Raw genomic sequence first — 26,982 nt, 5'->3', positions numbered from 1 at the left:
GATGCCCAAGTTCAGCGTTCGTTTCCTCCTCCTGACCCCGCTGCTCAGTGCAGCGCTCGCAGGGGGCGCCGACCGCTCGCCGGTCCTGGCCCCGCCCACCGTTCAGGGCGGCGCGCCCGTCCGGGACCTCCAGCTGGCGGCAGATGCGCAGGGTCACCTTATCCTCGCCGCGATCACCGACAACGGTTCAGCCCGTACCGGTCGGGGAACGTTCACGGCCCGCACGGTCCGGGCCTGGCGGTGGGCCGATGGACGCTGGACTCCCCTGGGCGACGTGCTGAACTACGACCAGCCGCGCCCGGCCGCGCGCCTCAATCTGACCCTGGACGCTGCAGGCACCCCGGTCCTGACCTGGAACGAGAACTACGGCGACAACGACGTGGTGGTGTTCCGGGCCTGGCAGAACGGCACCTGGACGAACTGGCCTGACCGGTACCTGGGGATCAGTTCACCCCAGGCGGCCAAAACGCGCGCGGTGGCCGCCTGGCAGGGCGAACCCGTTCTGATCTGGGGCGAGAATGTCCGTCAGGGCGTTGGCACCCTCCTGACCGCCCGGCGCTGGCAAGGCAAAGAATGGCTTCGCAGTGCGCCGCTGAATGAGGCGGCGCGGTTCGGTCGTCAGCCGGCCCTGGCCCTGAACCGACAGGGGAACGCCACAGCCGCCTGGCTGGAAGGCGACGTGTATACCAGTCAGGTCGTCGTGAAAAGGCAGTCAGGCGACCGCTGGCTACGCCTGGGCCGGCCGCTCAGCCGTTACGGCCCCACGTATGTCACTTCGCCGCTGCTCGCGCTTGACCCGCGCGGTCGGCCGGTTGTCGCCTGGCTGGAGGACGCCGGGGGACGCGACACCCTGTTCACCTCACGGTGGACCGGTGAACAGTGGGAAGCCCTTGGAGGCACCGTGAGCACCGGTTTTGCGTCGGCCCCCTCGTTCGCCCTGACGCGTGACGGTCAGCCGGTGGTGGCGTGGGTGGAGGAGCGCGGCTCACTCGGCCGGATTCAACTGGCCCGCTGGACGGGCAGGGCGTGGCAGCAGTTCGGCACCGTCAACCGGGACGCCGCCCGGGACGCACGTTCACCGACAGTGGCGGTCGAGGCCGCTGGAACGGTGGTCCTCGCCTGGCGGGAGGATGTCGGCGGGGTGTATCGCCTGCAGGTGCGCCGTTTCCGCCTGTAACCCGGCGCTTCCAGGCCTCCATGACAGACAGGAAGGCTGGGCAGCCGGCCTGCGGCCAGGGGCGCCCGCTGGACGGGGGCCCGCACCTTTTCGGGACAGCCCGGTGACCGGTGGACCCCAACGCGGGTCACGAAGGCGGAAGCCAGTGCCCCTTCACGCCTCGGACGCGCCGGCTGTCTGACCCGCAGGCCAGTGAGGGAACCGGGCATGCTGCCAGAAGCGCACCATCGCTTCCACCTGCTGGAGGAGCCCCGCAAAGTCCACCCGTTTGACACAGTACGCCCCGGCCCGGAGGTGGTACGCCCGCCGGATGTCGTCCGGGACGTCCGAAGTCGACAGAATCACCACCGGCTGCGCGCTCAGGGCCGGATCATCGCGAATCGCCTGAAGGACGTCAAACCCCGTCATGAGTGGCATGTTCAGGTCCAGCAGGATCACGTCCGGCCGCGGCCGGGCAGGGTCGCGCAACCACGCCAGCGCTTCGGGCCCGGTCGAACAGCAGTAAATCCTGACCGGATAGGGCAGGAGCGCGAAGGCTTCCTCGACCAGCATCCGGTCGGGTTCATGATCATCAACCACCATCAGGGAGAGGGTCTCGTGCGCACCGCTTGGCATAGTCCATCATGCTATGCCATGTTCCAGGCCACCTTGCGACGTCCTGGTGGCCCCCCGACAGGGGCAAGGGCCGCGCGGTGCACAGGCAGGGCCCCGTGCCCGTTCTGTCAGAGGTAAGGCCCGCGCGGGTGTCGTCCGGAACGCCGTGGGGACCATGCGCCCAGCAGCGGCTCCCACCCCGCGCCTCCTTCATTTCCCCATGATCAGGGTTACCCAGCGTGCCGATCACGAAGCCCAGCATGAAGGAGGCAGGCAAAACCCTAACCCTGCGGGGGTCATGACAGTGGGGGAGCGATTGTGCCTACCGTCAAAGAAGACTTCGGCGGGCGTCGTCCGCTGCAGCAGGGGCGCCATTGAGCACCGCCGCGAGTTCGCATGAAGCAGGAGCCCTCGGTGGGTATCCGCTGGCCAGGGCGACCGCACGACCTGACGGGCGGGCCCGACCGCTTTGCACCGGCGCTGGGAGCCTCTCCGCTCAAAGAAAAGAGCCTTATAGCGGCAAGCCCACGTCTGGCGGATACCTCGATGGGGTCTTGTGGTCTGATCGCCACGCCCTGGCCAGGGGAGGCCCTTCCGGTTGGCCAGGAGGGCCAACGACGCCTGAATAGCATTGCCGACCTTACCGGCTCCATTTAGTTCGTCTGTTGTGAGGGGAAAGGAAGAACACAAACCCTAATCTTCTGCTCAGGAACGTGACCTCTGTTCAGTCTCTCCAGAACGCTTCAGACCGAGGAGGGATCCGCCGGACTATGTTGCCCACTGCTCGACTTTCCCACAGTGCCAACCCGCTCACCCCAATCGGGTTCGAGCTGCTGTGCCAGGCGGCCCATCACGCTCCGGAGCTTACACTCCTGTTAAACGCTCAGCACCATATCCAATACGCCAACCCGGCGGTGCAGAACGCCCTGGGGTCGCTGCCCACCGGCTGGGCGGCGTACAGCCTGATCCATCTGGAGGACCGCGCCGCGCTCGCCCTGCAGGTCAGGCACCTTCAGGCCGGTCAGACCGCCGAACTGCCCACCTTCCGCGTTCAACACACCAGTGGACGCTGGGTGTGGCTGACAGGCCGAGTCACCCATTTCCTGGAGAACCCCCATGTTCAGGCCCTGCTGATTCATCTGCGGCCGGCCAGCCGCTCGCAGGACCTGCACCGCGCAGCGCTGGCCCGCATCAGCCGGGCCCTGAGCGCCACCTATGACGTCTCGGAGGTGGTTGACGCGGCGCTTAACGAGGGTTTAAGTGCCATGGAGGCCGCCGCGGGGGGAATTTACCTGTTGCGGCCTGACGGACAGGTGCTTGACCTGATCGGGCACGCGGGTTACACCGACGCGGCGATCAGCGGCTGGGAGCAGTTTCCCGTCACGCTCCGGACGCCGGTTACTGACGCCATCCGCGAGCGGCGTCCCATTTTCCTCAGGGATTCGGAGTTCCGGGCGCAGTACGCTCACATGTACGAGGTTCATGCACGGACATTTCAGAGCGCGGCGGCGCTGCCGCTCATGGTTGGCGCGAACGTCATCGGGGCCATCTCACTGGCCTTTCACGATGACCGGCACTTTGAACCCGGCGAGCAGGAGTTCCTGCTGACCGTCGCCGATCAGTGTGCGCCCGCCCTCGACCGCAGCCGGCTGTACCACGACCTACAGCGGGAACAGGACTGGTACCGCACGGTCACGCGCAACGCCTCCGATATCGTGACGGTCCTCAGCGAGCAGGGGGTCATCGCTTATGAAAGCGGCGCCGTCGAGCGCGTTCTCGGGTATTCCCCGACGGAGCTTCTGGGCCGGAACGCGTTCGAACTGGTTCATCCTGACGACCACGCGCCGGTCCAGCACGCCCTGGCGCGCCTGGCCCCGGACGGGGGCCCGATCACGGCAACCTACCGGATTCAGCACCGGGACGGGCACTGGGTCTGGATGGAAAGTCTCGGCGTGGACCTGCGGCACCACCCGCACGTCCGCGGCCTGCTGATCAACTCGAGGGACATCACCGCCCGAACGCTCGCCCAGCTGGAGCAGGCGCAGACGCGGCAGGCCCTGGAGGTCAGTGAACGTAACTTCAGGCGACTGGCGGACAACTCCAGCGATCTCGTGCGGCAGTACGCCGTTGACGGGAAGGTTGAGTACTGCTCTCCTTCCGCCTGGGATCTGCTGGGGTACCAACCGGACGAGCTGCTCAATTCAGATCCCCTGCATGTTGTTCACGCCGAGGATCAGCCTGCTCTGCGCGACGCCTTTCTTCGCCGGTTCACGCCAGAGTTTGAACGCGAGAAGTTCGAGTACCGGCTGCGCCACAGGAACGGCTCTGACGTCTGGGTGGAGACGTCCTTCAAGGCCCTGCGGGACCCGGTGACAAACGAGATTACCGGGTTTATCGGAACGACCCACGAGATCAATCAGCGGAAGTTCGCCGACTTGAAACTCCGCGCACAGCTCGAACGCTATCAGCATCTGCTGAACTTCACCGTTTCTCTCGAGCAGCTGCATTCGCCGGTGGACCTGGCCACCGAGGCACTTCGTCAATGCCTGAATCTCACCGAGTACGACTACGGGTACGCCTTCGAATATTCAGAACGGACCGTGCGGTTCCTGGCCAAAGCTGGTGACCCGCCCCTCCCCGGGGCATCCGAGGAAGCCCTCTACGATCTGCCGTTCGCAGCGTCCATCCGCCGGGCTTTAAGGAGGAACGAGGCGTACTTCCTGGAAGAAACCCGGGCGGTGTTCGATCCACCCGAACCTCTGCCCCGCAAGCGCTGGGTGTCCCTGTGCGTGCTGCCCATCACCAGACAGGGTGAACTTGTGGCGATTCTTGCTTTCGGCACCGATCAGGGCATCACCACCAGCCCCGGAACCCGGCAGCTCCTGAGTAACGTCAGTGCCCGGCTGAGCCACGCCCTGGAACGCCAGCACCACCTGGCGCAACTCAACACGTCGCGGGAGGAGACGCTGCGGGCATTGGGGCTGGCACTGGAGTACCGGGACTACGAAACCAAAGGGCACACCGACCGCGTCGTCACCCTCACCGAGCAGCTCGGTCAGGCCCTCGGCTTTACCGGCCACGACCTCGACGCCCTGCGCTGGGGGGCCTTCCTGCACGACACCGGCAAGGTCGCCATCCCCGACGCCATCCTCCTCAAACCCGGCCAGCTCGATCCCCATGAATGGGCCGTCATCAAACGCCACCCGAGTATCGGCTACGAAATGCTGCACCACATCCCCTCCCTCCCGCCAGGCACCCTCGAAGTCGTCCTGTACCACCAGGAACGCTGGAACGGCAGCGGCTACCCCCGCGGCCTCGCCGGCACCGACATTCCCCTCGCCGCCCGCGTCTTTGCCGTGGTGGACGTCTACGACGCCCTGACCAGCGAGCGGCCCTACAAGACAGCCTGGACCCACCAGGACGCCGCCGCCCAGCTGCGCCGCGAGGCCGGCGTCCTGCTCGACGCCCGCGTCGTCGACGCCTTCTTGCAGCTGCCTGTATTTGGTGAGGCCCAGCAGGCGCACAACCATGACCGTCACTCACCGTAGCTTCGGCGAACGCGCCCACGTCACGGTGACCGGGGCCGGGCCGCGGACCCTGCTGTGCGCGCACGGCTTCTGCTCCCACCAGGGCATCTTCCGTCATCAGGTCGACGCCTTTCAGGCCACGCACCAGGTCGTGACGTACGACCTCGCGGGCTTCGGTCAGTCGGATCCTGAGCTGTGGAACGCAGCACGATACGCCACCCTCGACGGCTACGCCGCCCCCGCCTGGGCAAGTGCAGGCCTCGGATTCTCACGAACGTTGCGTCTTTCGTCAGCTGTGCGGGCAAAGTCCCCGGACGATAACGGTGGGGGCGGCCTGCAGTGCGTCATACCTCACCCGGTGTGCCGCAGGAGCCCGGAAGTCGCTTCATGGCGGAAAGCCTCACCAGGGGCCTTGCAATCACTGAGGGCTGCGGAGCGCACCGCGAACAAGCAGCCAGATCTGCATGTCCGGACTGTGGCGTCCGGCGCCTGTAGGTAACCGGCGTGGTGGCGCAGCCCACTCAGGTCATCCGTATGAATCTGCTCCTTTAGGGATGCGCTGAAGTTCACTGTGCAGTGCAACGGCCGTCTGAATTCCGGTGCAGGAGTGAGGGGTTCTGCGTGCCACGGACCGGCAAAAGGTTCGATGTCTTTCATGGCGAGCCGTCCTTGCGGTCGTTCCGGGGAAGTACAGTGGTTGCTTAGGCAGAGGCGCACGGGGCTTCCGGAGCGGTGTTCCGGCTCTGCAGAAAGCGGCAGTCACGTCGCTGGAGGCCTCGCCGGTATGCCCCCGGAGGGCAGGGGGCAGTTCCAGGCAGGTTGATTGCCGTTGCGGCCGCAACCGGTGACCGTCAGCGGCCTGCAGGGCTCGGAGTGGCGGGTCAGGCACCAGAGGCCTGATCGCAGGTTGGCGCATTCTGACGATCCTCAGGCTCCACTCTGAGCCTTGGCGGTGCGGGTTTCAGGGTCCTCTGCGCCCGGCCAGAGGTCTCCCCGGCCTCGCGGGAGCCAATTGTCTGGAGGCGTCCGGGCGCCCGACCTCACTTCTAGCGAAAGTGAGCTTCAGGTGGGTGCCGTCGTTCGCGCCCGCCTCCGAAGCGGCAGCTTTTGCCGCACGCAGCAGTTGAGTAGCTCTGAATATGCTCTGCAAATCCGGCCGCACGCTCAGGCCAGCCACAAAGAAGGTAGCTGAATGTCATCCCGTCGGGCAGTTGCTTTCGCCACTTCTCAGAGTGCTCTGAAAGCTCCTGTCAGCGGCCGGGGACTGTAGTCAGGGAGAGAACGCTCCAGCACTACCCGAATGCTTTCTCATCCAGCGTCGCGCTTCGCCTGTGGATTCAGGTGACTTCAGGACGATCTCTTCGGGAAGCGTTCCCTTCGCAGGATCCAAGAGGACTGCATGGTGAGTGTTCCCGGATGCCCGGATGACGAAGCAATCAGAGAAGCCCTGCAGCTGGCCCTGTGTCTTCTCAGCATTTTCAAATGAGACCGCCGTCAGCCAGGACGCTGGCGGATCACCGTACCTGCGGGGAGAATGCCGCAGGTACGGCACGCGCGAGATCAGACGGGCGTGGTGCGGGTGCCAGCAACATAAGCAGTGACGTCGACCGTCAGTGACAGAATCCCGGTGACCTTGGCATCAAACCCCCGGAAGGGGATGTAGGAGAAATTGACCACCAGATTCCGGGTCTCACCGGTCGCCGGGTCCGTGAGTACTGCCGGCATCTCCCGACCATGGAACGGGGTTTCGGTCGTGTACACCTGATCCAGCAGCTCGAAGTAGCCCTGGCCCTGCAATTCAGGAAACGCTTCACGAACCGTGAGGCCCTCGAGAGGACGACCACCGACGAGGTTACGGGCAAAGTCGTTGCAGTACTCGAATTGATGCTGAGGTCCCCTCAGGACGTACACCGCCACCGGCGCTTCCTGGAAAAGGTTGCGCAGATAGGCATGTTCGGTGTCCTTTTCGATGGTCCACTGGCGCTCGGTCACGTCACGGAACAGCAGCACCAGGCCGCCGTCCTCGTCCGGCACCACGCGGATTTCATGCCACCTGAACAGCGCAGGATGGAACACGTCGAACTCGACACTCACCCGTTGGTTCACCGCCCGGTGGAATTCGGACCACATCTTGTCCTCAGCGAGCCCTGGAAACATCTCCTGCAGGTGCACGCCGGCCCGCAGGCCGGGTTTACGCAGCAGAAACCGGGCACGTTCATTGAAGAAGGTGACCTGCAAGGCCGAGTCGACGGCGACCAGCCCCTGCAGGAGCCCTTCAGAGAGGCGTTCAACTGAAATCACCTTGGTATTCTAAGACCTTCACGCCAGGGGTGTACCTGAGCCGGACGCCGGGGAGACGCTGGATCGCAGACCCTGCGCTTTGATTCTCTCTCAGGCGGCTCGACCGTCGCTGAGCGGTGCACGCCACTGTCACACACGAACCTGCAGGCGCCCTGCTCGCCCGCAGGCGGACCTGCAGTGCCGGTTACCAGTCGCTCTCACTGCCAGAGCTGAGTCCTGCCTGTTCAGCACGGCGGTGTAAATCACGGTGCGGAATACTGCGTCACCTGGCCAGGCTGGGCGCTCTGACATTCGCGTACTCGTCAACAGGGTGGCGGGGCACTGGGAGAGGTCAGCGCGGCTCTCCCAGTACTCCGCCACCTTGGGAAACGTGCCGTGGAGCGTGGAGCCACATGGTGCTGTGTCGGGCGTCCGGACCGCAGCTCGTCACGGACTCCCTGGCGTCTGGGCGTTTCTTTCTGAGGCAGGGAGCATGGCCTGGCAGACCAGGGGTGGAGAACACGTGGCCTGATGCGCTCATACCGCTGGGGTCGCGGCGCAGCACCTTCAGGTCCGGTTTCGGCGTTGCGGAGCTCCTGCCTGGCGGCTTCCCCGGACTGGGCCCGGGCGTGCTTGCCGGGCTTCTCCAGCGCTTTGAGGCTGACCAGCTGACGTCAGGCCCAGCTGCGTGAGCATGCCACACGTGGGCTGCCCGGCGAGGTCACCTCCGTTCAGGATGAACCCTACACGCCTGTCCGGGTGGGTTCTGGCGGGCCGGACCGTCGCCGGGGCGTAAATTCTGCTCACGAACGTTGAGGCCTTTGGCGAGGGCGAATTTCAGTGGAACTGGCGGACACCCCAACAGTGGTGAGTGGGGGCTGTGATCTCCGGTTGCCAGGGAAACCAGATGCACGGCCGGCGGCTGACGGGTGACGAATGACCAACCGCTGAGCCCACACCTTCCCTGCACGTGGGCGCCCAACCGTCACTCAATTTGAACTCCTTCCATACTGGCCTGTGTGGCTCATCCATTCCGCCACAACGGAGGGTTCCGACATGGCCTCTGCCATTGAAGTCAGGCGCTTTGAGCGGCCTGACGAGCTGCTTGACATGAAAGATCACAGCCGGATATCCATTGTCAAACTGACAGATGGGACAGCCGGCATGCACGCGGTCTTCGAACCGGGCTGGACCTGGGAGGCAGATGAGAAGCCGCTGCTTGGTTCGCCGGATTCGTGCCCGATGCGCCATACCGGGTACTGCATCAGCGGCAGGCTGGTGGTCCGCATGATGGATACGGGGACCGAGACGCACATCAGCACGGGAGACTTTTTTGAGATCCCACCCGGCCATGATGCTAACGTTGAGGGTCATGACCGTGCTGAGCTGATTTTGTTTGCGCCCCCCGAACACCAGCACTGAGGTGCCACGTCATCAGCGAGTGCACCTTACTGTGCTCAGGCGCTGCGGTGGTGATCCTGAATCAGAGGGTCGCGACCAGGCCAGAACATCGGCGCGTGTCGTTCTCTCTGAAGAGGCAAGCTGAGATGTAACGCAGCCTGCATGGCCGTTCACCCTCACGTTCCCGGTCCGCAGTCCGCTTTTCATTCCCGGTAGATCGGGAACGGCCGGCATCTGCACTCCGTTCCCCTGGACTCCGGATGTGGCGGGCATCATGGCTCCATCACGCTCAGATCAGCGTCCACTGACGTCCTCACAGCCCAGGTTGAGCGGCGGACGGCGTGACCGGTGCGGCACTGTGATGTGCAGACCGGCGCTGCCTCGACCGTACAGCGGGTGCCACCGGCCAGCTTGTCCGGCCCTTACCTTGCTGTTCTTGCAGCTTTTCACCGTCCGGTCCTGTTCCTGGCGTGCCGCGCCCGCTCTGGGCGCCGCGTGCCTCACAAAGAGGTGGTGGTTGGTTCTCTCCGGTTTGTCTGGCCCATCACGCCGCAAGCTCACCCTCCTGAAGGGAAATGTGCAAGGCGCCACGCGCGTCATGAAGGTCCGCGTATGTCTCAGCAACGGTTCTTTCATTCCGGCGGCCTGACGTTCACCCTCCTGCTCATGGCCTGCGGCGGCGCCCCCCCGGCAGGTCCTGTAACGGCGCTTGATCTGGGCAGTTCCACCCTTCCGGTGCGCGCCTCCATGAGCGGCGGCAGCCCCTTTGAGTCCTGCACCGCTGACCAGGTCGCCACGCAACCTGGAGTCAATTTTGCAGACACTGAGGTTGAACCCTGGCTTGACGTCAACCCCACCAACGCCAACATCATGGTTGGCACCTGGCAGCAGGACCGCTGGTCCAGTGGAGGCGCACGCAGCTTGATGACGGCCACCAGCGTTGACGGCGGCCTGAACTGGACGCCCCATCCGATTACCGGCGTGTTCCTGTGCGCCGGCGGCAGCTGGGCGCGCGCTTCGGACCCCTGGGTCAGTTACGGGCCAACCGGCATCCTCTACCACCTCAGCCTGGCCGCGAATTCGGACGCTATCCACTCGGCTATCATTGCCGGCCGTTCCGTGGACGACGGCCTGACCTGGACAAACACCACGGTTCTCAAGCAGGACACCACCGGCAACGGGTTCAGCGACAAGCAGAGCGTCACCGCCGACCCGACCGACGCCCGGTACGCGTACGCCGTGTGGGACCGCCTGCTCACCGCAAGTGAGCACGCCGGGCCCGGGGGGTTCGAGAATGCCACCGGGTTCCAGGGGCCGACCTGGTTCTCCCGCACCACCGACAGCGGCCTCACCTGGGAAGCGGCGCGAATCATTTTCGACCCGGGCCGGATCGCGCAGACCATCGGCAACCAGATCGTGGTGTTGCCCGGCGTGAACGGCGGCGCGCCCACCCTGCTCAACGGCATTGACCTGATCTATTACGTGAAGAACGCCAAAAAGCAGCGGGGCTACAACGTCGCCGTGCTGCGTTCGGACAACCGGGGCGCCAGCTGGTCCGCTCCGACCATCATCAGCAAGTTCGCCCCGCCTGACGTGCTGGACCCGGACCGGCTCAGTAACGGCGCGCCGTTCCCGGTGCGCACCGGGGACATCATCCCGGAGTTCGCCAGCGACCCCAGCAACGCCAACGCAGCGTATGCGGTCTGGCAGGACAGTGACGCCGCGGGGCTCAGCGTCATCAAGCTCGCGCGGTCAAGCGACCGGGGCCGCACCTGGAGTGCGCCGGTGCAGGTCAATCAGACGCCCGCAGGTCTGGGCCTCAACGGGCAGGCGTTCAACCCCAACGTGGCCGTGAACAGTGACGGCCACGGTGCCGTCACCTATTACGATTTCCGGAAGAATGCCAACGACGCAGACCAAAGCGACACGCGCACGGACTTCTATCTGGCCCACTGCCACCCCAGCGCTGTCAACCAGCAGTGTGCTGGCCCAGGCGGGTGGAGCAGCGAGACGCGGCTGACCCCGAGCTCATTTAACCTGCAACGCGCCGCCGTCGCCCGTGGGGAGTTTCTGGGTGACTACAACGGCCTGAAATCCAGCGGCCGGGACTTCGTGTCCTTGTTTGCGGCCACCGACAGCACAGACGCCAGCCCCCACTCCAGCATCTTCTTCGCCCGCTTCACCCCGGACACCCCGTAATCCCTTCCTGCCCGCGCAGCAGGAGAAACGCAACCCCACCTGTGTGGGTTCTGGCAGCTTGGCAGTGGCGCGAGCACCCGGTGAATCCTGCTGGGGTCTGGGCAGGATCCACCGGCCAGCGCTTGTTCAACACCGGAACCAACGACTGGGCCGGAGGTTCCCGGAAGGAGCCCTCCGGCCGGCCGGACATGCCCCCACCGGACCCATCCGGACCCAGGGCCTCCACATGCTTCAGGGTCCGGGTTGAACGCGGTACAGTCAGGGCATGAGGTCCGGACGAGCTGCGGCGCAGGGACACAGTGAGGTGCGGCGGCAGGTGGCCGAGGCCATCCTCGCGCTGGATCTTCACGGCCGCACCGACCTGGCCGAACTGATTCGCGCGTGGGCTCTGGACGCCCAGACCTGCCCCGAGGAGCGGGCGCGGCTGCAGGGCGCGCTTGTCTGGCTGATCGATCAGCACGGCCTGGTCCGGACCGTCCGCGCGTAAGCCCCACCCGTCCGCGGGGCTTACGCGCTCAGACGTGCTCGGCGGGGAAGGCCCGGCGGTCCACCAGCCCGAGTTCCTCGTCGTAGCTCAGTTCAGTCACCGGCACCAGCGACCCGGACGTCGGCTCAGCGAACCAGGCCAGCTCACCGTGAAGTTCCAGGTGAGCGTCCTGGTGTTCAAGCGCCGCGGCCACCGCCCACCGGACGCGGTCATCCGGCAGGAGAACCTCCAGATCCACATACTGCGCCGGCCCGGCGCCGCTCTGCGGCACTCGCGGCGGCACGATCCATCTCACCAGCGGGACGCGGCCCTCGTCCAGCGGAAGGAGCCGGTCGTCCTGAATGAGGGCCAGCAGACGCGCCGCGGCACTCTCCCAGCTGGCGGGGTCCGTCATTTCCCACGCGGGCACCTGCACGAACGCACCCTGGTCGCCCCGTACCACGGTAAAAAAGACACTGTCCACTTCCGGCACCTCGGCGCCCAGCGTGACGTCCCTGGGCATGCCGGGCTGCCACTCGGCGACACCCTGCGCTGCCAACTCCTGTAATTCCTGCACAGTCATCCCTGCAGCGTACGCCGGGCAGGTGAGTGGTTCCGGCCATGCCCCCGCCGGGGCAGCCGGGAGGTGGGTGCGGCTCTGAAAAGGCGAGAGAAGCGCCGGCCGGGAGACAACCGGCGGGGCCGGACTGACCTGGTGAGGTGCAACCCCTGCGCTCAACGCGGCGGCCGGAACCGTGGGTGCGCCGCCCTGCACCAGTCAGAGGCCTTGGTGAGCCCCCGGCCCGGTCAGGCGCTGACTGGGGGAAGGAAGTTGCCGTCGAGGGGAAGTTTTTTACGCAAACAGATCAGCGTCATGACTCACCGCGTGGCAGAGCACCGCCCGCTTCAGCGTGTGCCACTCCGGGGAAGTGCTGAAGCACTCCGTTCAGCTCCCTTCTCTCACTGCGCCGGCGCCGCCATCCGCCCCGGAGTGTCACGCTTCCCCTTGACCCGCGGGCGCGGAAGGTGAACTGTAAAGCACTGTGGCCTTCGATCCGGTGGGTGAACAACAGCGGCTGCACGCGCTGAACCGGTACGAGGTCCTGGATTCCCTGCCGGAAACAGAATTTAACCGCATCACCCGGCTCGTCGCCGCGCAGTTGCAGGTGCCCATCGCGTTTATCAACTTCATCGACGAAAGCCGCGGCTGGTTCAAGGCAGTTCACGGCACGCTGGTCCGGCAGCAGGAGCGGCACATGGGGGTCTGCACGCACACGATCGAGCAGCCCGACGTCATGGTCATTCCTGATTTTGCGCTGGACAGCCGCTTCCAGCATCAGGACATCCGTTTCGGCGACATACGCGTCCAGTCGTACATCGGCGCGCCCCTGATCACCCCGGATGGGCACCGCATCGGCACCCTGAGCGCGGTTGATGCCGCGCCGCGTTCGTTCACGGCGGACCAGCGGACCCTTCTGCGTGACCTGGCGGCCGTGGTGATCGACGAGCTTGAACTGCGCCTTGCCATCCGCAACTGGCGTGAAGCGGACCGGCGCAGCTCTCACGCCGCCCACCACGACGCCCTGACCGGCCTGCCCAACCGCGCCCACCTTCTGGATCACGCTGAACGGGCGGCGCAGCACGCCCGCCGGACGAAAACGCACGTGGCGCTGCTGATGATGGACCTGGATCACTTCAAACACGTGAACGACTCCCTGGGCCATCACGCCGGGGACGCGCTGCTGTGCGTGGTGGCCGCGCGGCTGGCCGCGTCTGTTCGCAGTGGGGACACCGTGGCCCGCCTGGGTGGTGATGAGTTCGTGATGCTTCTGGGCGGCCTGGACGACCCGCTGGACGCCGCGCTCATCGCACAGAAGATCCTCGAGCAGGTGCGCCTTCCGGTGGACATCGAAGGTCACCGCCTGCAACCCCGGGGGAGCATCGGGATCGCTGTGTACCCACGTGACTTTCAGGCCGTGCCGGACCTGCTGCGGGCCGCGGACATCGCGATGTACCACGCCAAGCAGCGCGGCGGCGGGCAGGCCTGCTTTCACACGGAGCAGATGAGTGTCGAAGCGGCCGAGAAACTGCACCGTCACCTTGCGCTTGAGGTGGCCGCGCAGCGCGGGGCGTTTGAGCTGTACTACCAGCCGCAGGTGGACCTCCATTCACGGCAGGTGATTGGCGTGGAGGCGCTGCTGCGCTGGCCGAGGCCCGACGGCACGGTCGAGTCCCCGGACGCGTTCATTCCTCTGGCAGAACGGTCACGGCTGATCCTCCCGATCGGGGCGTGGGTCCTGCAGGAGGCCTGCGCGCAGCTTCAACACTGGCGTCACGCGGGCCGGCCAACCTGGAAGGTGGCCGTCAATGTCTCGGCGGAGCAGTGGAACGCTCCTGATTTCGTCCGGCAGGTGGTCGCGGCGCTGGACCTCAGCGGCCTTCCCCCGGAATGCCTGGTGCTGGAGCTCACGGAAAGCCATGTGATCAGCAGTCCATCGGCCGCCCGTGACGTTCTCGCCACCCTGAACGCCCTGCGTGTCCAGGTGGCCCTGGATGATTTCGGGATGGGGTACTCGAACCTGAGCCAGCTGGCGCAGCTGTCGTTTCAGCAGTTGAAACTGGACCGGTCGCTGATCGCCTCCATGACCACCGACCGGCGGTACGCGGCGCTGGTACGCAACAGCATCAACCTGGCGCGCGACCTGGACGTGTCGGTGGTGGGAGAGGGCGTGGAATCCCAGCTGCACCTTGACCTGCTGACCGCGTGGGGCTGCGCCGTGGGGCAGGGGTTCCTGTTCGGCCGGCCAGCCCCGGCGGCCGCCTACCGGGATGAGCTGGACAGCAGTGAGTCATCCCTCGATTCCGGGGAGGGCGGGCAGCAGAGCTGAGTTCAGCCCGGCCACCGTCCCCGAGTTCGCCGGACGTCCTGCGGGCTGATGACCCTGAACGCCCGTTCTCTCCGGGGGCAGCGTCGGCGGGCCGGCCAGGAAGCCCGGCCCGAGCTGTCCGGTGCAAAGCAGGTCACTCGCCGGGGCGGGCCTCACCGTGGGCAGGGCGCCACCCCGCTAGGATCCGTGCGACTGAAGATTTGACCTCGTGCGTTTGTCGGTTCGGGCCCAGCGGGCATACTTGCCCGCATGACGTCACCCCTGAAGGTCATTCTTGGTGCGGGCAGTCAGGCCTGGGATGGTTGGCTGCCCACGCAACGGGAACAACTCGACCTCACCAACCGTGCAAGCTTTGAAGACTATTTCGGTGACCGCCGCGCCGGTGCGTTCCTGTGCGAGCACGTCTGGGAACACCTGACCCTTGAACAGGGCCGAGCGGCCGCCCAGCTGTGCTTTGACTTCCTCAAGCCAGGTGGATTCCTTCGCTGCGCGGTCCCCGACGCGAATTTTCCGGACGAGGCGTATCAACGAATCGTGCAGATCGGCGGACCTGGTCCAGCTGATCACCCGGCCGCGGATCATAAGATCGTGTATGACGCGCACCTCTTCAGGGATGTTTTTGAGCGGGTCGGCTTCGAAGTGGAGCTACTGGAATACTGCGATGAGCAGGGGCGCTTCCACTATCACGAATGGGATGTCACGACAGGGCCAATCTATCGCTCGCTGATGCTCGACCACCGCAACCGTGACGGGAAGGTGGGCAATGTTTCGATCATCGTCAACGCGATGAAACCTAAATAAGCGTCATTTGGCTGGCTGTAGGACACCGGCTGATCAGTCGCACAGACCCTGGTCCCCTGAGAGCCACGGCCCGCTCGGACCAGCTCAGCCTGGCTCTGGTGCCCACCAGTGGTGAATTCGCGTCCCTGACCCGTGGCCTTCTGCACTGGTCGCGTGTGGTCTCCACCGTGCTTGAAGCGCGGCACGAGAAGCGTGGTTCTGGGGAACCCCTCACGCCTGGCTGTGCCGGTGTGGACAGAAGCGGGACAGCCGGTGGGCAGGGCGACGCTGGTGACCAGAAGGGGAGCGGCAGTGGTCCAGACACGGCGCACAGCAGGTTGAATCTTCCTCGGATCATTTCAGCGGCGGGGGCGGTGAGCGCGGGGGTGCTCTGGCGACGAATTGAGCTTCCCACCGCGGGGGAACAGTGGCATTCCAGCGCGGGGAGTGCCCGCCCGCGGCGGGTTTGAACGTGCCGGGTCAGGGCAAGGAAGTTTACTCAGAGGCTGCCGGGGCGTTTTCCGGCCGTGACGGCCAGCCCCGCTGCATCCCAGGGATGTACTTTGCAGACCCGGCTGCCCTAAGGTGGTCACGTTCCCGCTCACACGGGCCGCCCCACCGGCTCGCCTCACCTCACGGCCCACCCTTGAGGGCTTCACCCAGGCAGGTGCCTCATGACCAAGCAGGAAACCATCTTCACTGTAGAAGCGACCCCCGTGAAGTTCGGCCCCGGCGCGGCGCTTGACGCCGGCTGGGAGCTGCAGCGGCTCGGGGTCCGCCGGGCCTTTGTGGTGATCGACCCCCGCGTCGCCGCACTCGACGCGGCCCAGGCGGTCCTCGCCGCCATCCGCAGCGCAGGCACCGAGGTCGTGCTGTTCGACGCCGTCCGGGTCGAGCCCACCCTGTCGTCCCTCGAAGACGCGGCCCGGTGCGCGCAGGCTGCGGGCGCCGACGGGTTTGTCGCTCTGGGAGGCGGCTCGACCATCGACACGGCGAAGGTGGCCAACCTCATCACGGCTGACGGCGGACAGATCATGGAGTACGTGAACCCACCGATCGGTGCGGGCCGCAAACCCGCCGGGCCGCTGTTTCCGCTGCTGGCCCTGCCCACCACCTCCGGATCAGGGTCCGAAGCCACCACCGTGGCGATCCTGGACCTGCCGCACCTGGGGGTGAAGTCCGGCATTTCCCACCGCTCGCTGCGCCCGGCTCAGGCGATCGTCGACCCGGAGCTGAGCGCCACCGCTCCTGCCGGGGTGACGGCCGCCGCAGGACTGGACGTGGTGTGCCACGCGGCCGAGTCGTTTCTCAGCCGGCCGTATCACACCCGCCCGCGGCCGGAACGGCCGGATGACCGCCCGCCCTACCAGGGCAGCAACCCGGTCGCGGACGTCTGGTCCGCGTGGGCACTGGAAACGGGCGGACGCTGTCTGCGGCGGGCCGTGCGCGACCCGGCAGACACGGACGCCCGCGGCGAGATGATGCTCAGCGCCACGATGGCCGGGGTGGGGTTCGGCTCGGCGGGCGTGCATATTCCCCACGCGTGCGCCTACCCGATCGCCGGCCTGAACCACCACTACCGCGCCGCAGGCTACCCGCAGGACCACCCGTTCGTGCCGCACGGCTTCAGCGTGATCGTCACGGCGCCCGCGGCGTTCCGCTTCACGTACGACGCCGACCCGGCCCGCCACGAACGCGTGGCCGAGCTGCTTACCGGGCGCCCCGCACGCGGCCGCGAGGCGCTCCCGGACGCCCTGCGGACCCTGATGCAGGACGTCGGCGCGCCAGGCGGCCTGCGCGAGCTCGGGTTCAGCGAGACGGACCTCCCGGCCCTGGTGGAAGGCGCGCTGAAACAGCAGCGTCTGCTGGCCGTGGCGCCCATCACGCCGCAGCCAGCTGACCTGGAGCGCATCCTGAGGCAGTCGATGGGGAACGGATGAGGCCGCGCCTGGCACGCTCGGCCTTCCGTGAGTTCAGCGGCATCTCGACCCGCTGGATGGACAACGACGTCTACGGGCACGTCAACAACGTCGTGTACTACGCCTACTTCGACACCGTCGTCAACAGCTACCTCATCGCCCAGGGCGCGCTCGACATTGCTCAGGGCGCCGTGATCGGCCTTGTCGTGGAGTCCGGGTGCCGCTACGACGCCCCGGTGGCGTTTCCAGACCGGATCACCGCCGGCCTGAGGGTCACCCGGGTGGGCAACAGCAGCGTGCGGTACGAGATCGGCCTGTTCCGCAACGACGAGCCAGACGCCAGCGCCGCGGGGCACTTCGTGCACGTGTATGTCGACCGCCACACCCGCCGGCCCGTGCCCCTGCCCGGACCGCTGCGCGCCGCGGTGGAGGCGCTGGCCGAGCCCGCAGCGCCACCGGACGGTCAGATCTCCGGGTGACTGTCCGGCCCACGCCAGGCGCCTACCCCAGGGTGTCCGCCCCGACCAGTCCACGCCATTGCCGACACAATCAGACTGTTGCCCAGAGCCCGCCCAGCACTGGTTCTCCCGGCCAGACACCGTGGCGCCGCCGGTCCCTCACACCAGAAGTCGCCGCGTGAAGAGCCGCGCTCACCCTGGTCCGCTCTCCAGTGCTGGTCATTTTTACAGGTCACGTCGCTGAGCTCCGCACCCACGACCTTGTTCAGACCCCCGGCTGAAGGTGTCTCAGATGGATGGTTCCCAGCGGTCCTGCGGCGTGGCGCCTTCACTCTGGAAGGCGCGGGCGGCCAGCCCACGTGAAATCACCCGGAAACCGAGGGTCGGGGGGGTCCGCGTGAACGTCGGTGCTTCTCGTGTGCCCCGGGTGGTGAGGGGCGCCCTGGCGCCGGGCCTGGAGCGGCGTGCGCCCTGTGGCCGGATGGTCTCCAGAAAATAGATATGGAGCGGACCCCTTCCGAAACCACCACAGGATGATCCGCCGAGCGGGAGTCTTCCTCCGCTCAACTCCGGGCCCGTGACGGGACTGCCGTGCGGGGCCGACGTTGTGTCCGCGCAGACCGGTCGTGGAGAGGCGCCCACCTGCAGCTTCAGCGTGCGGCAGTGCTAGGCTGTCTGGACCTTGTACCGGAAGCCGAGTTCACGATGAGTCTGCCCATCACGTATCTGAATGACGTGCAGCACCCGGCGGTGCTGGTGGATCACGAAGCGCGCGTTGAGTTTATGAACGCCTGCGCGCTGTCCAGCTGGCGATTGCATCCGGACGCCGCGCTGGGTCAGCGCATGGAGGCGGTGCTCGGCGGCCGGCTGTCCCCTGACGCCCTGGCGCGGCTGCGCGGCGCCCTGAAGACGGGCAGCGCCGTGTCGTTTGAGGAGAGTGGCCTGGGCGCCGCGTGGCCGCTGCGCGTCGCGGCTTACCCCACAGGCACGGGGATGCTGGTTACGCTGGCCCAGTCGCCACTGGCGCAGGCTGAAGCGCACCGGCGCGCGCTCGCCACCATCAGCCTGCGCCTCGCCTCGGCCCTGACGTTAAGCGCGGCGGCGCGGGTGCTGGTGGATGAACTGCCCCGCACGCTCGGTGGGTCCTTCGCGGCGGTGGTGCTGCTGGAGCCGGGCGGCGAGCAGCTGCGCACTGTTGCCTTTCACGGCCTGCCGGCGCAGACCATGACGGGGTGGGACGCTTTCCCTCTGGCCGCGCCCGTTCCGCTTGCCGCGGCGGTCCGCAGTGGACAGTCCATCTTTGTCACGTCCCGCGAGGCTGCTGCCGCGAGCTACCCGCTGCTGCTGAGTGCCGAAAATGATAACTGCGCCTGGGCGAGCCTGCCGCTGACGCTGGAAGGAGAGACGTTCGGCGCCCTCGGTCTGAGTTTCACGCAGGAGCGTCCATTCGACGGGGCCGAGCAGGACTTTCTGCACGCGGTGGCCACGATCGGCGCGCAGGCGCTGGACCGCGCCCGTCTGCTGGACGCCGAGCGCCGCGCACGCGAGCGGCTGACCTTCTTCGCGCAGGCCAGTGAGGCCCTCGCCGGGTCACTGGACCTGGACACCACGCTGGCGAGCGTGACGCGGCTGGCGGTGCCACGCGTGGCGGACTGGTGCGCCGTGTACCTGCCGGAAGGTGAACACCTGCGGCTCCTCGCCGCGACGCACGTGCACGGCGACAAACTCGCGGCGCTGCGCGGCGCGCTGGACGCCGTGGCTGTGCATCAGAGCGATCCGGGAGGTGCGGGGCGGGTGCTGCGCACGGGCGAGCCGGTGTTCGTTCCGGATGTGACGCCCGCGGCGAGCGGCGCGCTGGGCTACAGCCCCGAGCAGACCGCGCAGCTGCGCGCGCTGGGGCTCCGTTCGTACATGAGCCTGCCGATGGTCGCGCGCGGCCGGACGGTGGGCGTGGTCGCGTTTGCCCGCTCGGACACACTGCGGCCGTACAGCTCTGAGGATCTGGAGCTTGCGCAGGAACTTGCGCGGCGCGCTGGCGTCGCGCTGGATCACGCGCGGCTGTACCAGGAGGCGCAGGCCTGGACCACTGTGCTGGAGCGGACGGTGGGTAAACGCACCGAGGAGCTCGCCGAGCGCACTGAGGAGCTTGATGCGCGCAACCGCGCACTGGACGCGTTCGGTACGCTCAGCCGGGACCTGGCGACCGAAACGGACCGGGTGGCGCTGCTCCGGCGTGCGCAGGAGATCCTGCTGACGCTCCTGCCGGACGGCCTGTGCGGGTATTTCGAGCCTGAAGAGCAGATCTGGCGCCTGCGGGCCCTGAGCGGCCCGGCGCCGGACGGCGGGCTGCTCGCGCCGCTGCTCCGCGGACTGCCGCGAGGAACCACCCCCACCTTCGACGAGGCCTTCGAGACAGGAAACGCGGTGTACGTCGAGCGGTTCCAGCCGAATCTGGCCGAGGCGGGCCGCGCGCCCCTGGGTCTGGTCCGGTCCATGGCGGTGCTGCCGGTCGGCAGTGGCGCCTCGCCCACCGGGGTGCTGGTGTTTGCGCTGTTCGTGCCTCACGGCTGGTCCCGGGCCGAGCGGGCGCTGCTGGACACCGCGAGGCACAAAATCCGCCTGGCGCTGCAGCGTGCCGAAGCGGTGCGCGCGCTGGCGGAACGCACCGCGGAGCTGGAGGTGGTGAACGAGGAACTGAACGCCTTCACGACCACCGTGTCGCATGACCTCCGCACGCCGGTCCGGCACATCCTGAGTTTCAGCGCGCTGCTGCGGCGCACGCTGGGCGACGCCGCGCCGCCGCGCGCCCTGACGTACCTGGGAACCATCGAAGCATCCGCGACCCACATGACGCAGCTGACCGACGCCCTGCTGACTTTCGCACGCACCGCCCGTCAGCCGCTGCGGCGGTCACGCGTTGACCTGAATGTGCTGGTGCATGACGCCATCCGGGACCTGCATCTTGATCTGACCGGCGAAGCCGTGACGTGGCGGCTCAGCCCGCTGCCGGAGGTGCAGGCGGATCCGACGCTGCTGCGGCAGGTGCTGGTGAACCTGCTGTCGAACGCCGTGAAGTACAGCGCCGGCCGCAGCGACCCCACGGTGTCCGTGACCGCGCAGGAGGAGGGGGAGGAAGTCACGGTGACCGTTGCTGACAATGGCGTGGGTTTCGATCCTGCCCACGTCGACCGGCTGTTCGGGGTGTTTTCCCGGCTGCACCGGGCGGATGAATTTGAGGGGGTCGGCATTGGTCTGGCGACCGTGAAACGGATTGTGACGCGGCACGGCGGGCGGGCCTGGGCGCAGGGGGTTCCCGGCGAGGGAGCCACCTTCTCCTTCGCGCTGCCGGCCGCGCCGCGCTCGGTCTCTGGTGAGTGAGCGGGCAGGCCCGTAGCCGCCGAGAACGGCTGGTGCCGTTGTGCTTACTGCAGCGCCGCTCTGGCGTTCCGTTCCGCCTGAAGGTGGCGGGCCGCGCCCTGAACGTCTCCCTGACGCAGTTTCAGGTCCACCAGGCGACTGTGCGCGTGAAGCTGCAGGTCGTGAAGCGCCCGGTCGCCCGCGATCTGCGCTGCGGCTTCGAACAGGGTGACGGCCGCCTCGTCGTCCCCGAGGGCCACGCGGTTGTCTGCAGCGTGCGCGTGGGCCCAGCCCCACGCTTCCGGTTGATGATCACGGCCGGGCTCCAGGGCCGTGCGCAGCTGCTGATGCAGCGCCGCCGCGGCCTCGTGCTGCCCCTGGGCGTCGTGAGAGCAGGCCAGAAGACTCAGCGCGAGCACGGCGAGATCGGGTCTGCCGCCCTGTGAGGCCGCCTGAATAGTGTCCCGGGCAAGGACGTTGGCGCCGGGCGCGTCCCCGGCGTCGAGGGCCGCGTCTGCCATGTTGTACAGGCAGTTGGCGAGCCCGCTGTGGTCTTCCTGCGCGCGGTAGAGGCGCGCGGCCTGCTCGAAGGTGGCGGTCGCCTCGGCGTACTGCTCGAGTTTCGCTTCAATGATGCCGAGGTTCGTCAGGGCGTTGGCTTCTCCGCTGGGGTCGCCCAGCTGCGCGGACAGCCGCCTCGTCGTCTCGCACAGGTTCCGTGCGTCCTGCTGCCGGCCCATGGCGGAGTAAACCCCGGCGAGAAGGTTGGTCACGTCGCGTTCGAGGGTCAGGTCGCCGTAGGCCCACGCCACGTTCAGCGCGGGCGTCAGCAGCGCCTCGGCACTGTGCAGGTCATTGCCCTGCAGGCATGCGAAACCCTGGTTGCGCTGCGCGTACGCCCGGCCCAGATCATCGTCGTGCTGTTCGGCCAGCAGGAGGGCGGCCTGCGTGAGGGCCAGCGCGTGTTCAGGCTGGTCCCGCCGCGCGTCCCAGCCGTCACGGAGAAGTCTGGTCAGGCGCCGCTGCACGTCTTCCGGGAGGCGGTGGGCCGGGCGCTTCACCGGGACGTCAGGGTCAGCGGTGACCTGCGGGGAGGAAAAACGTTCGCCCAGCACGGCCCCCGGAGTGAAGAGGTGGCCGTCTTCCACGATCGCCATGCGTTCGAGCTCGCCGCTGCGGACCATGTCGCCGAACGCCTCAACGACGCGGGGATCGAACTGGCGCCCAGCCTGGGCCTCGATTTCCGTCAGGGCTTCCTGCGGCGTCCAGGCGCGCTTGTAGGGGCGTTCGCTCGTCAGTGCGTCGTAGACGTCCGCGATAGACACCAGCCGGCCGCTGAGGGGAATCGCCTCACCGCTCAGTCCGTATGGGTAGCCCGTCCCGTCCCAGCGTTCGTGATGGGTCAGGGCGATTTCCTCCGCGGCGCGCAGCAGGGCGGAGTGGCCACCGGAGAGAATGCGCGCGCCGATGACGGCGTGCTGTTTCATCGTGTCGAATTCTTCCGGAGTGAACCGGCCGGGTTTCAGCAGGATGGCGTCCGGAATGCCGATTTTGCCGACGTCATGCAGGCGCGCGGCGAGGCGCAGGATGTCTACTTCACCGGCGGGCATGCCGAGCCGCTCGGCGAGGTAGGCGCTGACGTGCCCGACGCGGAAGGTGTGCTTGCCCGTCTGGTCGTCGCGGTATTCGGCGGCGGCGGCCAGGCGCGTCACAATTTCGACCTGCGCGAATTCGAGTTCTTCCGTGCGTTTCTGCACGGCCGCCTCCGCCGCGCGCCGCGCCTCCTCGGCCGCTTCACGCAGCCGCCGGTTGGTGTCGACCTCGAGGTTGGCCTTCTCGACGTCAAACCGCGCCTGGTGTTCGCTGAGCTTGACCGCTTCACGCTCTGCGTATCCGGCGCGTTCAGCGCTGAGCAGGGTGCTGAGCAGGTCGGCCGCGCCGGCGTGATCGCCCAGGTGCCGCCGGGCCTGCGCTTCGCCTTCCAGGGCCTGCCACACTTCGCGTTGAACCCCGGCCTGTTCGGCGTGTTCCCTCGCTGCGGCGTACAGGTGCCGGGCTTCCTGAGCGTCACCGGCTTTGAGGGTGAGGTGCGCGAGACTGAGGGTGGCCCACAGCTGCACGAGCGACAGGCCCAGTTCAGATGCGATGGCCAGCGCCCGGCGGCTCATCTGCCCGGCCAGGGCGTCCTCACCAAGCGAGGCGTACACCCGCCCGAGGCTGTCAAGCACTTCCGCTTCCTCTTCGCGCGCGCCGGTCCGTTCGGCCAGGGCGAGCGCCTCGAGGTAGGTCAGAATGGCGCCTTTGGAGTCGCCGCGGTCGCGGTGAACGTCTGCCAGGGCGACCACGCCGGACAGCTCCATGCGCAGGTCCTGGGCCTGCTGGACTGCAGCGATTCCTTCGCGCAGGTACTGCCCGGCCTGATCAAGCAGCTGCATGGAGCGGTACAGGGCGCCGACGTTGATGAGGCACGCGCCGAGCTGCCGCGCCAGATCCTTGCCGGACGCGTGAATGAACGCCACGCACGCCAGGAAATACTCGAGAGCCCGGCCGGTGTCACCGGCGCGTTGATGCAGGAGGCCCAGGTTGTTCAGACTCCCGGCGTAGCCAGCATCGTCGCTGATGTCCCTGCGCAGCGCGGAGGCCCGTTCAAGCGACGCGATGGCGTCACTCAGCTTGCCGTGCCGCAGGTGCATGCCGCCCTGAAGGTTATGGACGTTGGCCACCACCGCCCACGCGCCGCACGCCTCCCCTTCACTCAGTATCGTGGCCGTCAGCCGCTCGAAGGCCGGAGCGTCATTGAGGTTCATCAGTGCGCGCAGGGCAATGAGGTTCGCTTCACAGGCACTGACCTGATCCTGCAACTGCGTGAAGAGCGCCGCGGCCTGCCGGGCGCTGTCCAGGGCGCGTTGGTGTTCGTCGAGTTCCAGGGCGCGCTGCGCGGCGAGCAGTTCCGCTTTGGCCTGCGCGGACGCGGACGCCGCGGACGCCGCGAGGGCCAGGGCGTCGTGCAGGGCCTGACGCGGATCAGTCAGCGCCTCCAGGCGGTTGAGGGTGGTGTGGGCGCTAGGCATGGCCCGGTCCCCGGTCAGCCACGATCCGGCAGGACAAAGAAAGGACCCTACACGGGCAGACCCGATGAATGGGGTATGCGTGCAGGGCGGTCATACATTGACTGTGTCACGGCCGCTCTCACACAACCGTGACAGCGTGTCAGATCAAGGCAGCGCGGAGAGGAAGGCAGGAAGGTTCAGCTTGCCGTAGCCCAGCGTGGTCTCTCCGGGAAGCAGCGAGGGACCATTGAGCGCGTCGACGTTGGATGCCGACGCCGTCAGGGCGGCCGCCAGGTTCGCGTCGTCCGCTGCGCCTGCGCCGACGGCCAGGGCGAGCGCGCCGCTAACCATCGGCGCAGCGAACGACGTGCCGCGCCACTGCGCGAAGTGATTGCCTGGGTAGGCGGTGAAGACGCCTTCTGCCGGCGCAAGTACTTCGAGATCTGCGCCGTAGCTTGAGAAGTCCGAGCGGGTCCCAGCCGTGTCGGAGCTGCCCACCGAAATGGCGTGGGCGGCGAACGTGCCGCTGCCCTGCGCGGTGCGGGCCGGGTACAGCACCGGGCTGCGGCCGGTATTGCCGGCAGACAGCACGACGTAGATGCCGGCCCCTGCCGCTTCATTCAGTGCCTGTTCCAGCGCGGGGTCGGGTTCGCTGGCCACCGAGACGTTGATGATGTCCGCGCCGTGCTGAGCGGCGTACCGAACTGCTGCGGCGATGTCGCTGGTGTCGCCGGTGCCGTCCGGGCTCAGCGCGCGCAGTGGCAGGATGGTCGCCCGCGGCGCGACCTGCAGGATCACGCTGGCCACCCCGGTGCCGTGGCCGAACGCGACGTCGCCGGGGGCGCCCCCTTCCTGCGGCTCACTGTCCTGACTGAGAAAGTCGTGCCCGGCGCCGCTGAGGTGACCGCTGAAGCCCGCATGGTTGAGGTCTATGCCCGAGTCGATCACGGCGACCGTGACGCCCTGGCCGAGCTGTGGGGCGGCCTGCTGGCCGGACGCGAGTCCGATGGAATCCCAGACCGGGCTGTTCCCGCTGAAGGTGTTGGGCGTGCCGTCCGGCACGGTGGTGGCGTCGAGCGCCGCCGCCCAGTCATCAGGGGTGGCGGTCACGAACGCGCCGGCGGTGACAAAGGCTCCGGCAGTCACAAATGCACCGGCGGTCACGAAGGCTCCGGCAAGGGCGTGGAGGCGGCCGGCGCCGGCGCTGTCCTGCGTCTGCGCTCCGAACTCCGGCACAACGGCGAGGGCGCCCTGCGGCGTGACCGTCGGGGCGCGGCTGCAGGAGGCGAGGGCCGCAGTCAGCAGCAGGCCCTGACCCAGGAATTTCAACGATGTGTGCATGATGACCTCTGGTGACGGAAAGAAGTGGACCGGCCGGGAAGGTCACGCGTGGCCCAGGGCTTGTGGCTGCCCGAGCGGCGCGCCTCTCCCTCCGGGGGGGCGTGGAGGTGGGGGGGAATGACGAAAGAGAGGGCAGGTGAGCGTGAGTCACAGGGGCTGGCTCCAGGGCGTCAGGCAGGAGGGCGGAAGAGAACGGGCATCCTTGGGCCGTAAGTTAAAGATTAGATGGACAATACTGAATATGCACTAATGAACCTCACTTTTGTTAAGTAGCCCAGACAAGTGACTCGCCGTCAGTCCGGGGATGCGGCCACCCAGACCAGCCCACCCGCTGCCTGCGACTGCGCTCGCTGGCCACGACATGCTCCTGCCGAGCCACCCTTTGCGGTTCGGAGCTCACCTTGCACAGTCAATTCCGCGCGTACCGGCCGGGCGTGACCCCGACATACCATCTGAACTCGTTCGAGAAGGCGCTCTGGTCACTGAACCCCGCTGCCAGCGCCACCTCCGCCAGACCCCAGCCTGCTGCGATCCAGGTGCGCGCCTGCCGGATGCGGGCCTGCACCTGGTACGCATGCGGCGGCAGGCCCACCTTCCGCCGGAACACCCGGTTCAGATGAAAGGCGCTCAGACCGGCCAGCTGCGCCAGAACGTCCAGCGACACCTCCTCGGTCGCGTGCGCGTCCAGGGAGGCCCGGACCTCGCTCACGGCGCGCCCCTTCCGCCCCGCACGGTCTGGGGACAGGTGATCTTCCGCGCGACGTCACCAGGCGGGCCAGCGCGAACTGCAGAGCACTCTCACGCGACAGCAGCGGCACCGACGGGTCCTTCAGCATCCGGTGCGCCGCGGTCAGGGCCTCGGCGACGTCAGAGGCCGCCGAAACACTCTGCGGACAGTACGGCGTCAGCCCCTGCCTGCCCGTCACCTGCTGCGCCACCTCGCGCAGCTGCTCAGCGCTTGGGTACAGCACCAGGTGCAGGTACCCGCCCCCGACGAAGGAGTGTTCGGTCGTGACCTCGTCTGCGTTGATCATCATGACGCTGCCGAGCGGGGCCACGCGCTCGGCGCCGCGATTCCAGAACTCAGCCGCTCCCTCATGCACCACGCCGATCGTGAATTCCTCATGCGTGTGCCGCGCGAAGACCTGCTTCACAAACCGGGCCTGCAGGACGTCCAGGCCACCCATGAACGGCACGCGCCACAGCCGCGCCTCATCCCTCTGTAAAGGACTCCGGAGTGGCGTGCGCGTTCCACTCACCCGCTCAGGCCAGGCGCCGCGCCGCCTCAGCTCCGCCCACCCGGACTGCTCATCAGGGCCCACGCCGCTGCCGTGCCGTTGCCGCTTGCCACCCTGCGGCCTCTTCACCTCACACGGCGGCATGAAGGACCGCCCGTTGGCCGTCCCAGTGTTGCGGATCGTCCGCAAAGCCACACGCCGCAGAGCCTGCGACCGGCGTGTCATCGCGGCGTGGCCCTCAAAATCCGGCAGCAGGGTGACCACTGCCGCCACGTCCGGCAGACACGTCATGAGTCAGCGCGGCTCG

Annotated in this window: 17 protein-coding genes and 1 pseudogene; 11 read left to right on the top strand and 7 right to left on the bottom strand. The window is 67.3% G+C overall.

Annotated features, from left to right (window positions below; genetic code table 11):
• Position 1 precedes the first annotated feature (1 nt).
• Positions 2–1,177, top strand: a complete 1,176-nt coding sequence (locus LAJ19_RS19985) for a hypothetical protein (RefSeq protein WP_225524764.1) — start codon at positions 2–4, stop codon at positions 1,175–1,177.
• A gap of 153 nt (positions 1,178–1,330) precedes the next feature.
• Here LAJ19_RS19985 and LAJ19_RS19980 read toward each other — a convergent pair whose 3' ends face one another.
• Positions 1,331–1,792 (bottom strand): response regulator, encoded by a 462-nt coding sequence (locus LAJ19_RS19980; RefSeq protein ID WP_225524763.1) that lies wholly within the window; start codon positions 1,790–1,792, stop codon positions 1,331–1,333.
• A 749-nt stretch (positions 1,793–2,541) separates the two neighbouring features.
• On the opposite strand from LAJ19_RS19980, the gene LAJ19_RS19975 reads away from it, so the two are divergent.
• Positions 2,542–5,319 (top strand): PAS domain S-box protein, encoded by a 2,778-nt coding sequence (locus LAJ19_RS19975; protein WP_225524762.1) that lies wholly within the window; start codon positions 2,542–2,544, stop codon positions 5,317–5,319.
• Positions 5,300–5,797, top strand: coding sequence for an alpha/beta fold hydrolase (locus LAJ19_RS22215; RefSeq protein WP_432804270.1), 498 nt, complete (start codon positions 5,300–5,302; stop codon positions 5,795–5,797). Before LAJ19_RS19975 ends, LAJ19_RS22215 begins: the two co-directional genes overlap by 20 nt.
• Positions 5,798–6,858: 1,061 nt before the next feature.
• On the opposite strand, the gene LAJ19_RS19970 is transcribed toward LAJ19_RS22215, so the two are convergent.
• A complete protein-coding gene (locus tag LAJ19_RS19970) occupies positions 6,859–7,599 on the bottom strand; it encodes a PAS domain-containing protein (RefSeq protein WP_225524761.1) in 741 nt (246 codons plus the stop codon).
• Positions 7,600–8,634: 1,035 nt separating this feature from the next.
• On the opposite strand from LAJ19_RS19970, the gene LAJ19_RS19965 reads away from it, so the two are divergent.
• The 3 genes from LAJ19_RS19965 (at position 8,635) to LAJ19_RS19955 (ending at position 11,665) form a co-directional block, all read left to right on the top strand.
• Positions 8,635–9,000 (top strand): cupin domain-containing protein, encoded by a 366-nt coding sequence (locus LAJ19_RS19965; RefSeq protein WP_225524760.1) that lies wholly within the window; start codon positions 8,635–8,637, stop codon positions 8,998–9,000.
• A 591-nt stretch (positions 9,001–9,591) separates the two neighbouring features.
• Positions 9,592–11,178, top strand: coding sequence for a sialidase family protein (locus LAJ19_RS19960; protein ID WP_225524759.1), 1,587 nt, complete (start codon positions 9,592–9,594; stop codon positions 11,176–11,178).
• Between the two features lie 265 nt (positions 11,179–11,443).
• A complete protein-coding gene (locus LAJ19_RS19955; RefSeq protein ID WP_225524758.1) occupies positions 11,444–11,665 on the top strand; it encodes a hypothetical protein in 222 nt (73 codons plus the stop codon).
• A 28-nt stretch (positions 11,666–11,693) separates the two neighbouring features.
• Here the strand turns inward: LAJ19_RS19955 and LAJ19_RS19950 are convergent, their stop codons facing one another.
• Positions 11,694–12,227, bottom strand: a complete 534-nt coding sequence (locus tag LAJ19_RS19950) for a hypothetical protein (RefSeq protein WP_225524757.1) — start codon at positions 12,225–12,227, stop codon at positions 11,694–11,696.
• Between the two features lie 460 nt (positions 12,228–12,687).
• Between LAJ19_RS19950 and LAJ19_RS19945 the strand changes: the two genes are divergently transcribed.
• The 5 genes from LAJ19_RS19945 to LAJ19_RS19925 all read left to right on the top strand — a co-directional run bounded on the left by LAJ19_RS19945 (position 12,688) and on the right by LAJ19_RS19925 (position 21,067).
• Positions 12,688–14,532: a putative bifunctional diguanylate cyclase/phosphodiesterase gene (locus LAJ19_RS19945; RefSeq protein WP_225524756.1), complete on the top strand. Its 1,845-nt coding sequence runs from the start codon at positions 12,688–12,690 to the stop codon at positions 14,530–14,532.
• A gap of 249 nt (positions 14,533–14,781) precedes the next feature.
• A complete protein-coding gene (locus LAJ19_RS19940; protein ID WP_225524755.1) occupies positions 14,782–15,333 on the top strand; it encodes a class I SAM-dependent methyltransferase in 552 nt (183 codons plus the stop codon).
• 653 nt (positions 15,334–15,986) lie between these two features.
• Entirely contained in the window at positions 15,987–17,252 is a 1,266-nt protein-coding gene (locus LAJ19_RS19935) for a hydroxyacid-oxoacid transhydrogenase (RefSeq protein ID WP_225524754.1), read from the top strand.
• On the top strand, positions 17,249–17,710 hold the full coding sequence (locus LAJ19_RS19930) for an acyl-CoA thioesterase (RefSeq protein ID WP_225524753.1): 462 nt from the start codon (positions 17,249–17,251) through the stop codon (positions 17,708–17,710). Before LAJ19_RS19935 ends, LAJ19_RS19930 begins: the two co-directional genes overlap by 4 nt.
• A gap of 684 nt (positions 17,711–18,394) precedes the next feature.
• Positions 18,395–21,067, top strand: coding sequence for a GAF domain-containing protein (locus LAJ19_RS19925; protein ID WP_225524752.1), 2,673 nt, complete (start codon positions 18,395–18,397; stop codon positions 21,065–21,067).
• A 44-nt stretch (positions 21,068–21,111) separates the two neighbouring features.
• Here the strand turns inward: LAJ19_RS19925 and LAJ19_RS19920 are convergent, their stop codons facing one another.
• From LAJ19_RS19920 to LAJ19_RS22210, 4 genes and pseudogenes are all read right to left on the bottom strand, one after another.
• Positions 21,112–24,117, bottom strand: coding sequence for an HD domain-containing phosphohydrolase (locus LAJ19_RS19920; protein WP_225524751.1), 3,006 nt, complete (start codon positions 24,115–24,117; stop codon positions 21,112–21,114).
• A 144-nt stretch (positions 24,118–24,261) separates the two neighbouring features.
• Complete coding sequence (locus LAJ19_RS19915; RefSeq protein ID WP_225524750.1) at positions 24,262–25,437, bottom strand: S8 family serine peptidase; 1,176 nt, start codon at positions 25,435–25,437, stop codon at positions 24,262–24,264.
• A 409-nt stretch (positions 25,438–25,846) separates the two neighbouring features.
• On the bottom strand, positions 25,847–26,146 hold the full coding sequence (locus tag LAJ19_RS19910; protein ID WP_225524749.1) for a helix-turn-helix transcriptional regulator: 300 nt from the start codon (positions 26,144–26,146) through the stop codon (positions 25,847–25,849).
• A gap of 133 nt (positions 26,147–26,279) precedes the next feature.
• Positions 26,280–26,624: pseudogene (locus LAJ19_RS22210) on the bottom strand (AraC family ligand binding domain-containing protein); the annotation flags it as partial.
• Positions 26,625–26,982 lie beyond the last annotated feature (358 nt).

The sequence above is a fragment of the Deinococcus taeanensis genome, from assembly GCF_020229735.1.
Taxonomy (GTDB): domain Bacteria; phylum Deinococcota; class Deinococci; order Deinococcales; family Deinococcaceae; genus Deinococcus; species Deinococcus taeanensis.
This window is presented reverse-complemented; position numbering and strand designations above follow the sequence as displayed.

What these genes read in the sequence shown, in the direction of transcription:
- LAJ19_RS19940 (WP_225524755.1), top strand. Translation starts at nt 14,782, where the DNA reads ATGACGTCACCCCTGAAGGTCATTCTTGGTGCGGGCAGTCAGGCCTGG.
- LAJ19_RS19935 (WP_225524754.1), top strand. Translation starts at nt 15,987, where the DNA reads ATGACCAAGCAGGAAACCATCTTCACTGTAGAAGCGACCCCCGTGAAG.
- LAJ19_RS19980 (WP_225524763.1), bottom strand. Translation starts at nt 1,792, where the DNA reads ATGCCAAGCGGTGCGCACGAGACCCTCTCCCTGATGGTGGTTGATGAT.
- LAJ19_RS19930 (WP_225524753.1), top strand. Translation starts at nt 17,249, where the DNA reads ATGAGGCCGCGCCTGGCACGCTCGGCCTTCCGTGAGTTCAGCGGCATC.
- LAJ19_RS19960 (WP_225524759.1), top strand. Translation starts at nt 9,592, where the DNA reads ATGTCTCAGCAACGGTTCTTTCATTCCGGCGGCCTGACGTTCACCCTC.
- LAJ19_RS19985 (WP_225524764.1), top strand. Translation starts at nt 2, where the DNA reads ATGCCCAAGTTCAGCGTTCGTTTCCTCCTCCTGACCCCGCTGCTCAGT.
- LAJ19_RS19955 (WP_225524758.1), top strand. Translation starts at nt 11,444, where the DNA reads ATGAGGTCCGGACGAGCTGCGGCGCAGGGACACAGTGAGGTGCGGCGG.
- LAJ19_RS19925 (WP_225524752.1), top strand. Translation starts at nt 18,395, where the DNA reads ATGAGTCTGCCCATCACGTATCTGAATGACGTGCAGCACCCGGCGGTG.
- LAJ19_RS19915 (WP_225524750.1), bottom strand. Translation starts at nt 25,437, where the DNA reads ATGCACACATCGTTGAAATTCCTGGGTCAGGGCCTGCTGCTGACTGCG.
- LAJ19_RS19950 (WP_225524757.1), bottom strand. Translation starts at nt 12,227, where the DNA reads ATGACTGTGCAGGAATTACAGGAGTTGGCAGCGCAGGGTGTCGCCGAG.
- LAJ19_RS19975 (WP_225524762.1), top strand. Translation starts at nt 2,542, where the DNA reads ATGTTGCCCACTGCTCGACTTTCCCACAGTGCCAACCCGCTCACCCCA.
- LAJ19_RS19965 (WP_225524760.1), top strand. Translation starts at nt 8,635, where the DNA reads ATGGCCTCTGCCATTGAAGTCAGGCGCTTTGAGCGGCCTGACGAGCTG.
- LAJ19_RS19920 (WP_225524751.1), bottom strand. Translation starts at nt 24,117, where the DNA reads ATGCCTAGCGCCCACACCACCCTCAACCGCCTGGAGGCGCTGACTGAT.
- LAJ19_RS22215 (WP_432804270.1), top strand. Translation starts at nt 5,300, where the DNA reads ATGACCGTCACTCACCGTAGCTTCGGCGAACGCGCCCACGTCACGGTG.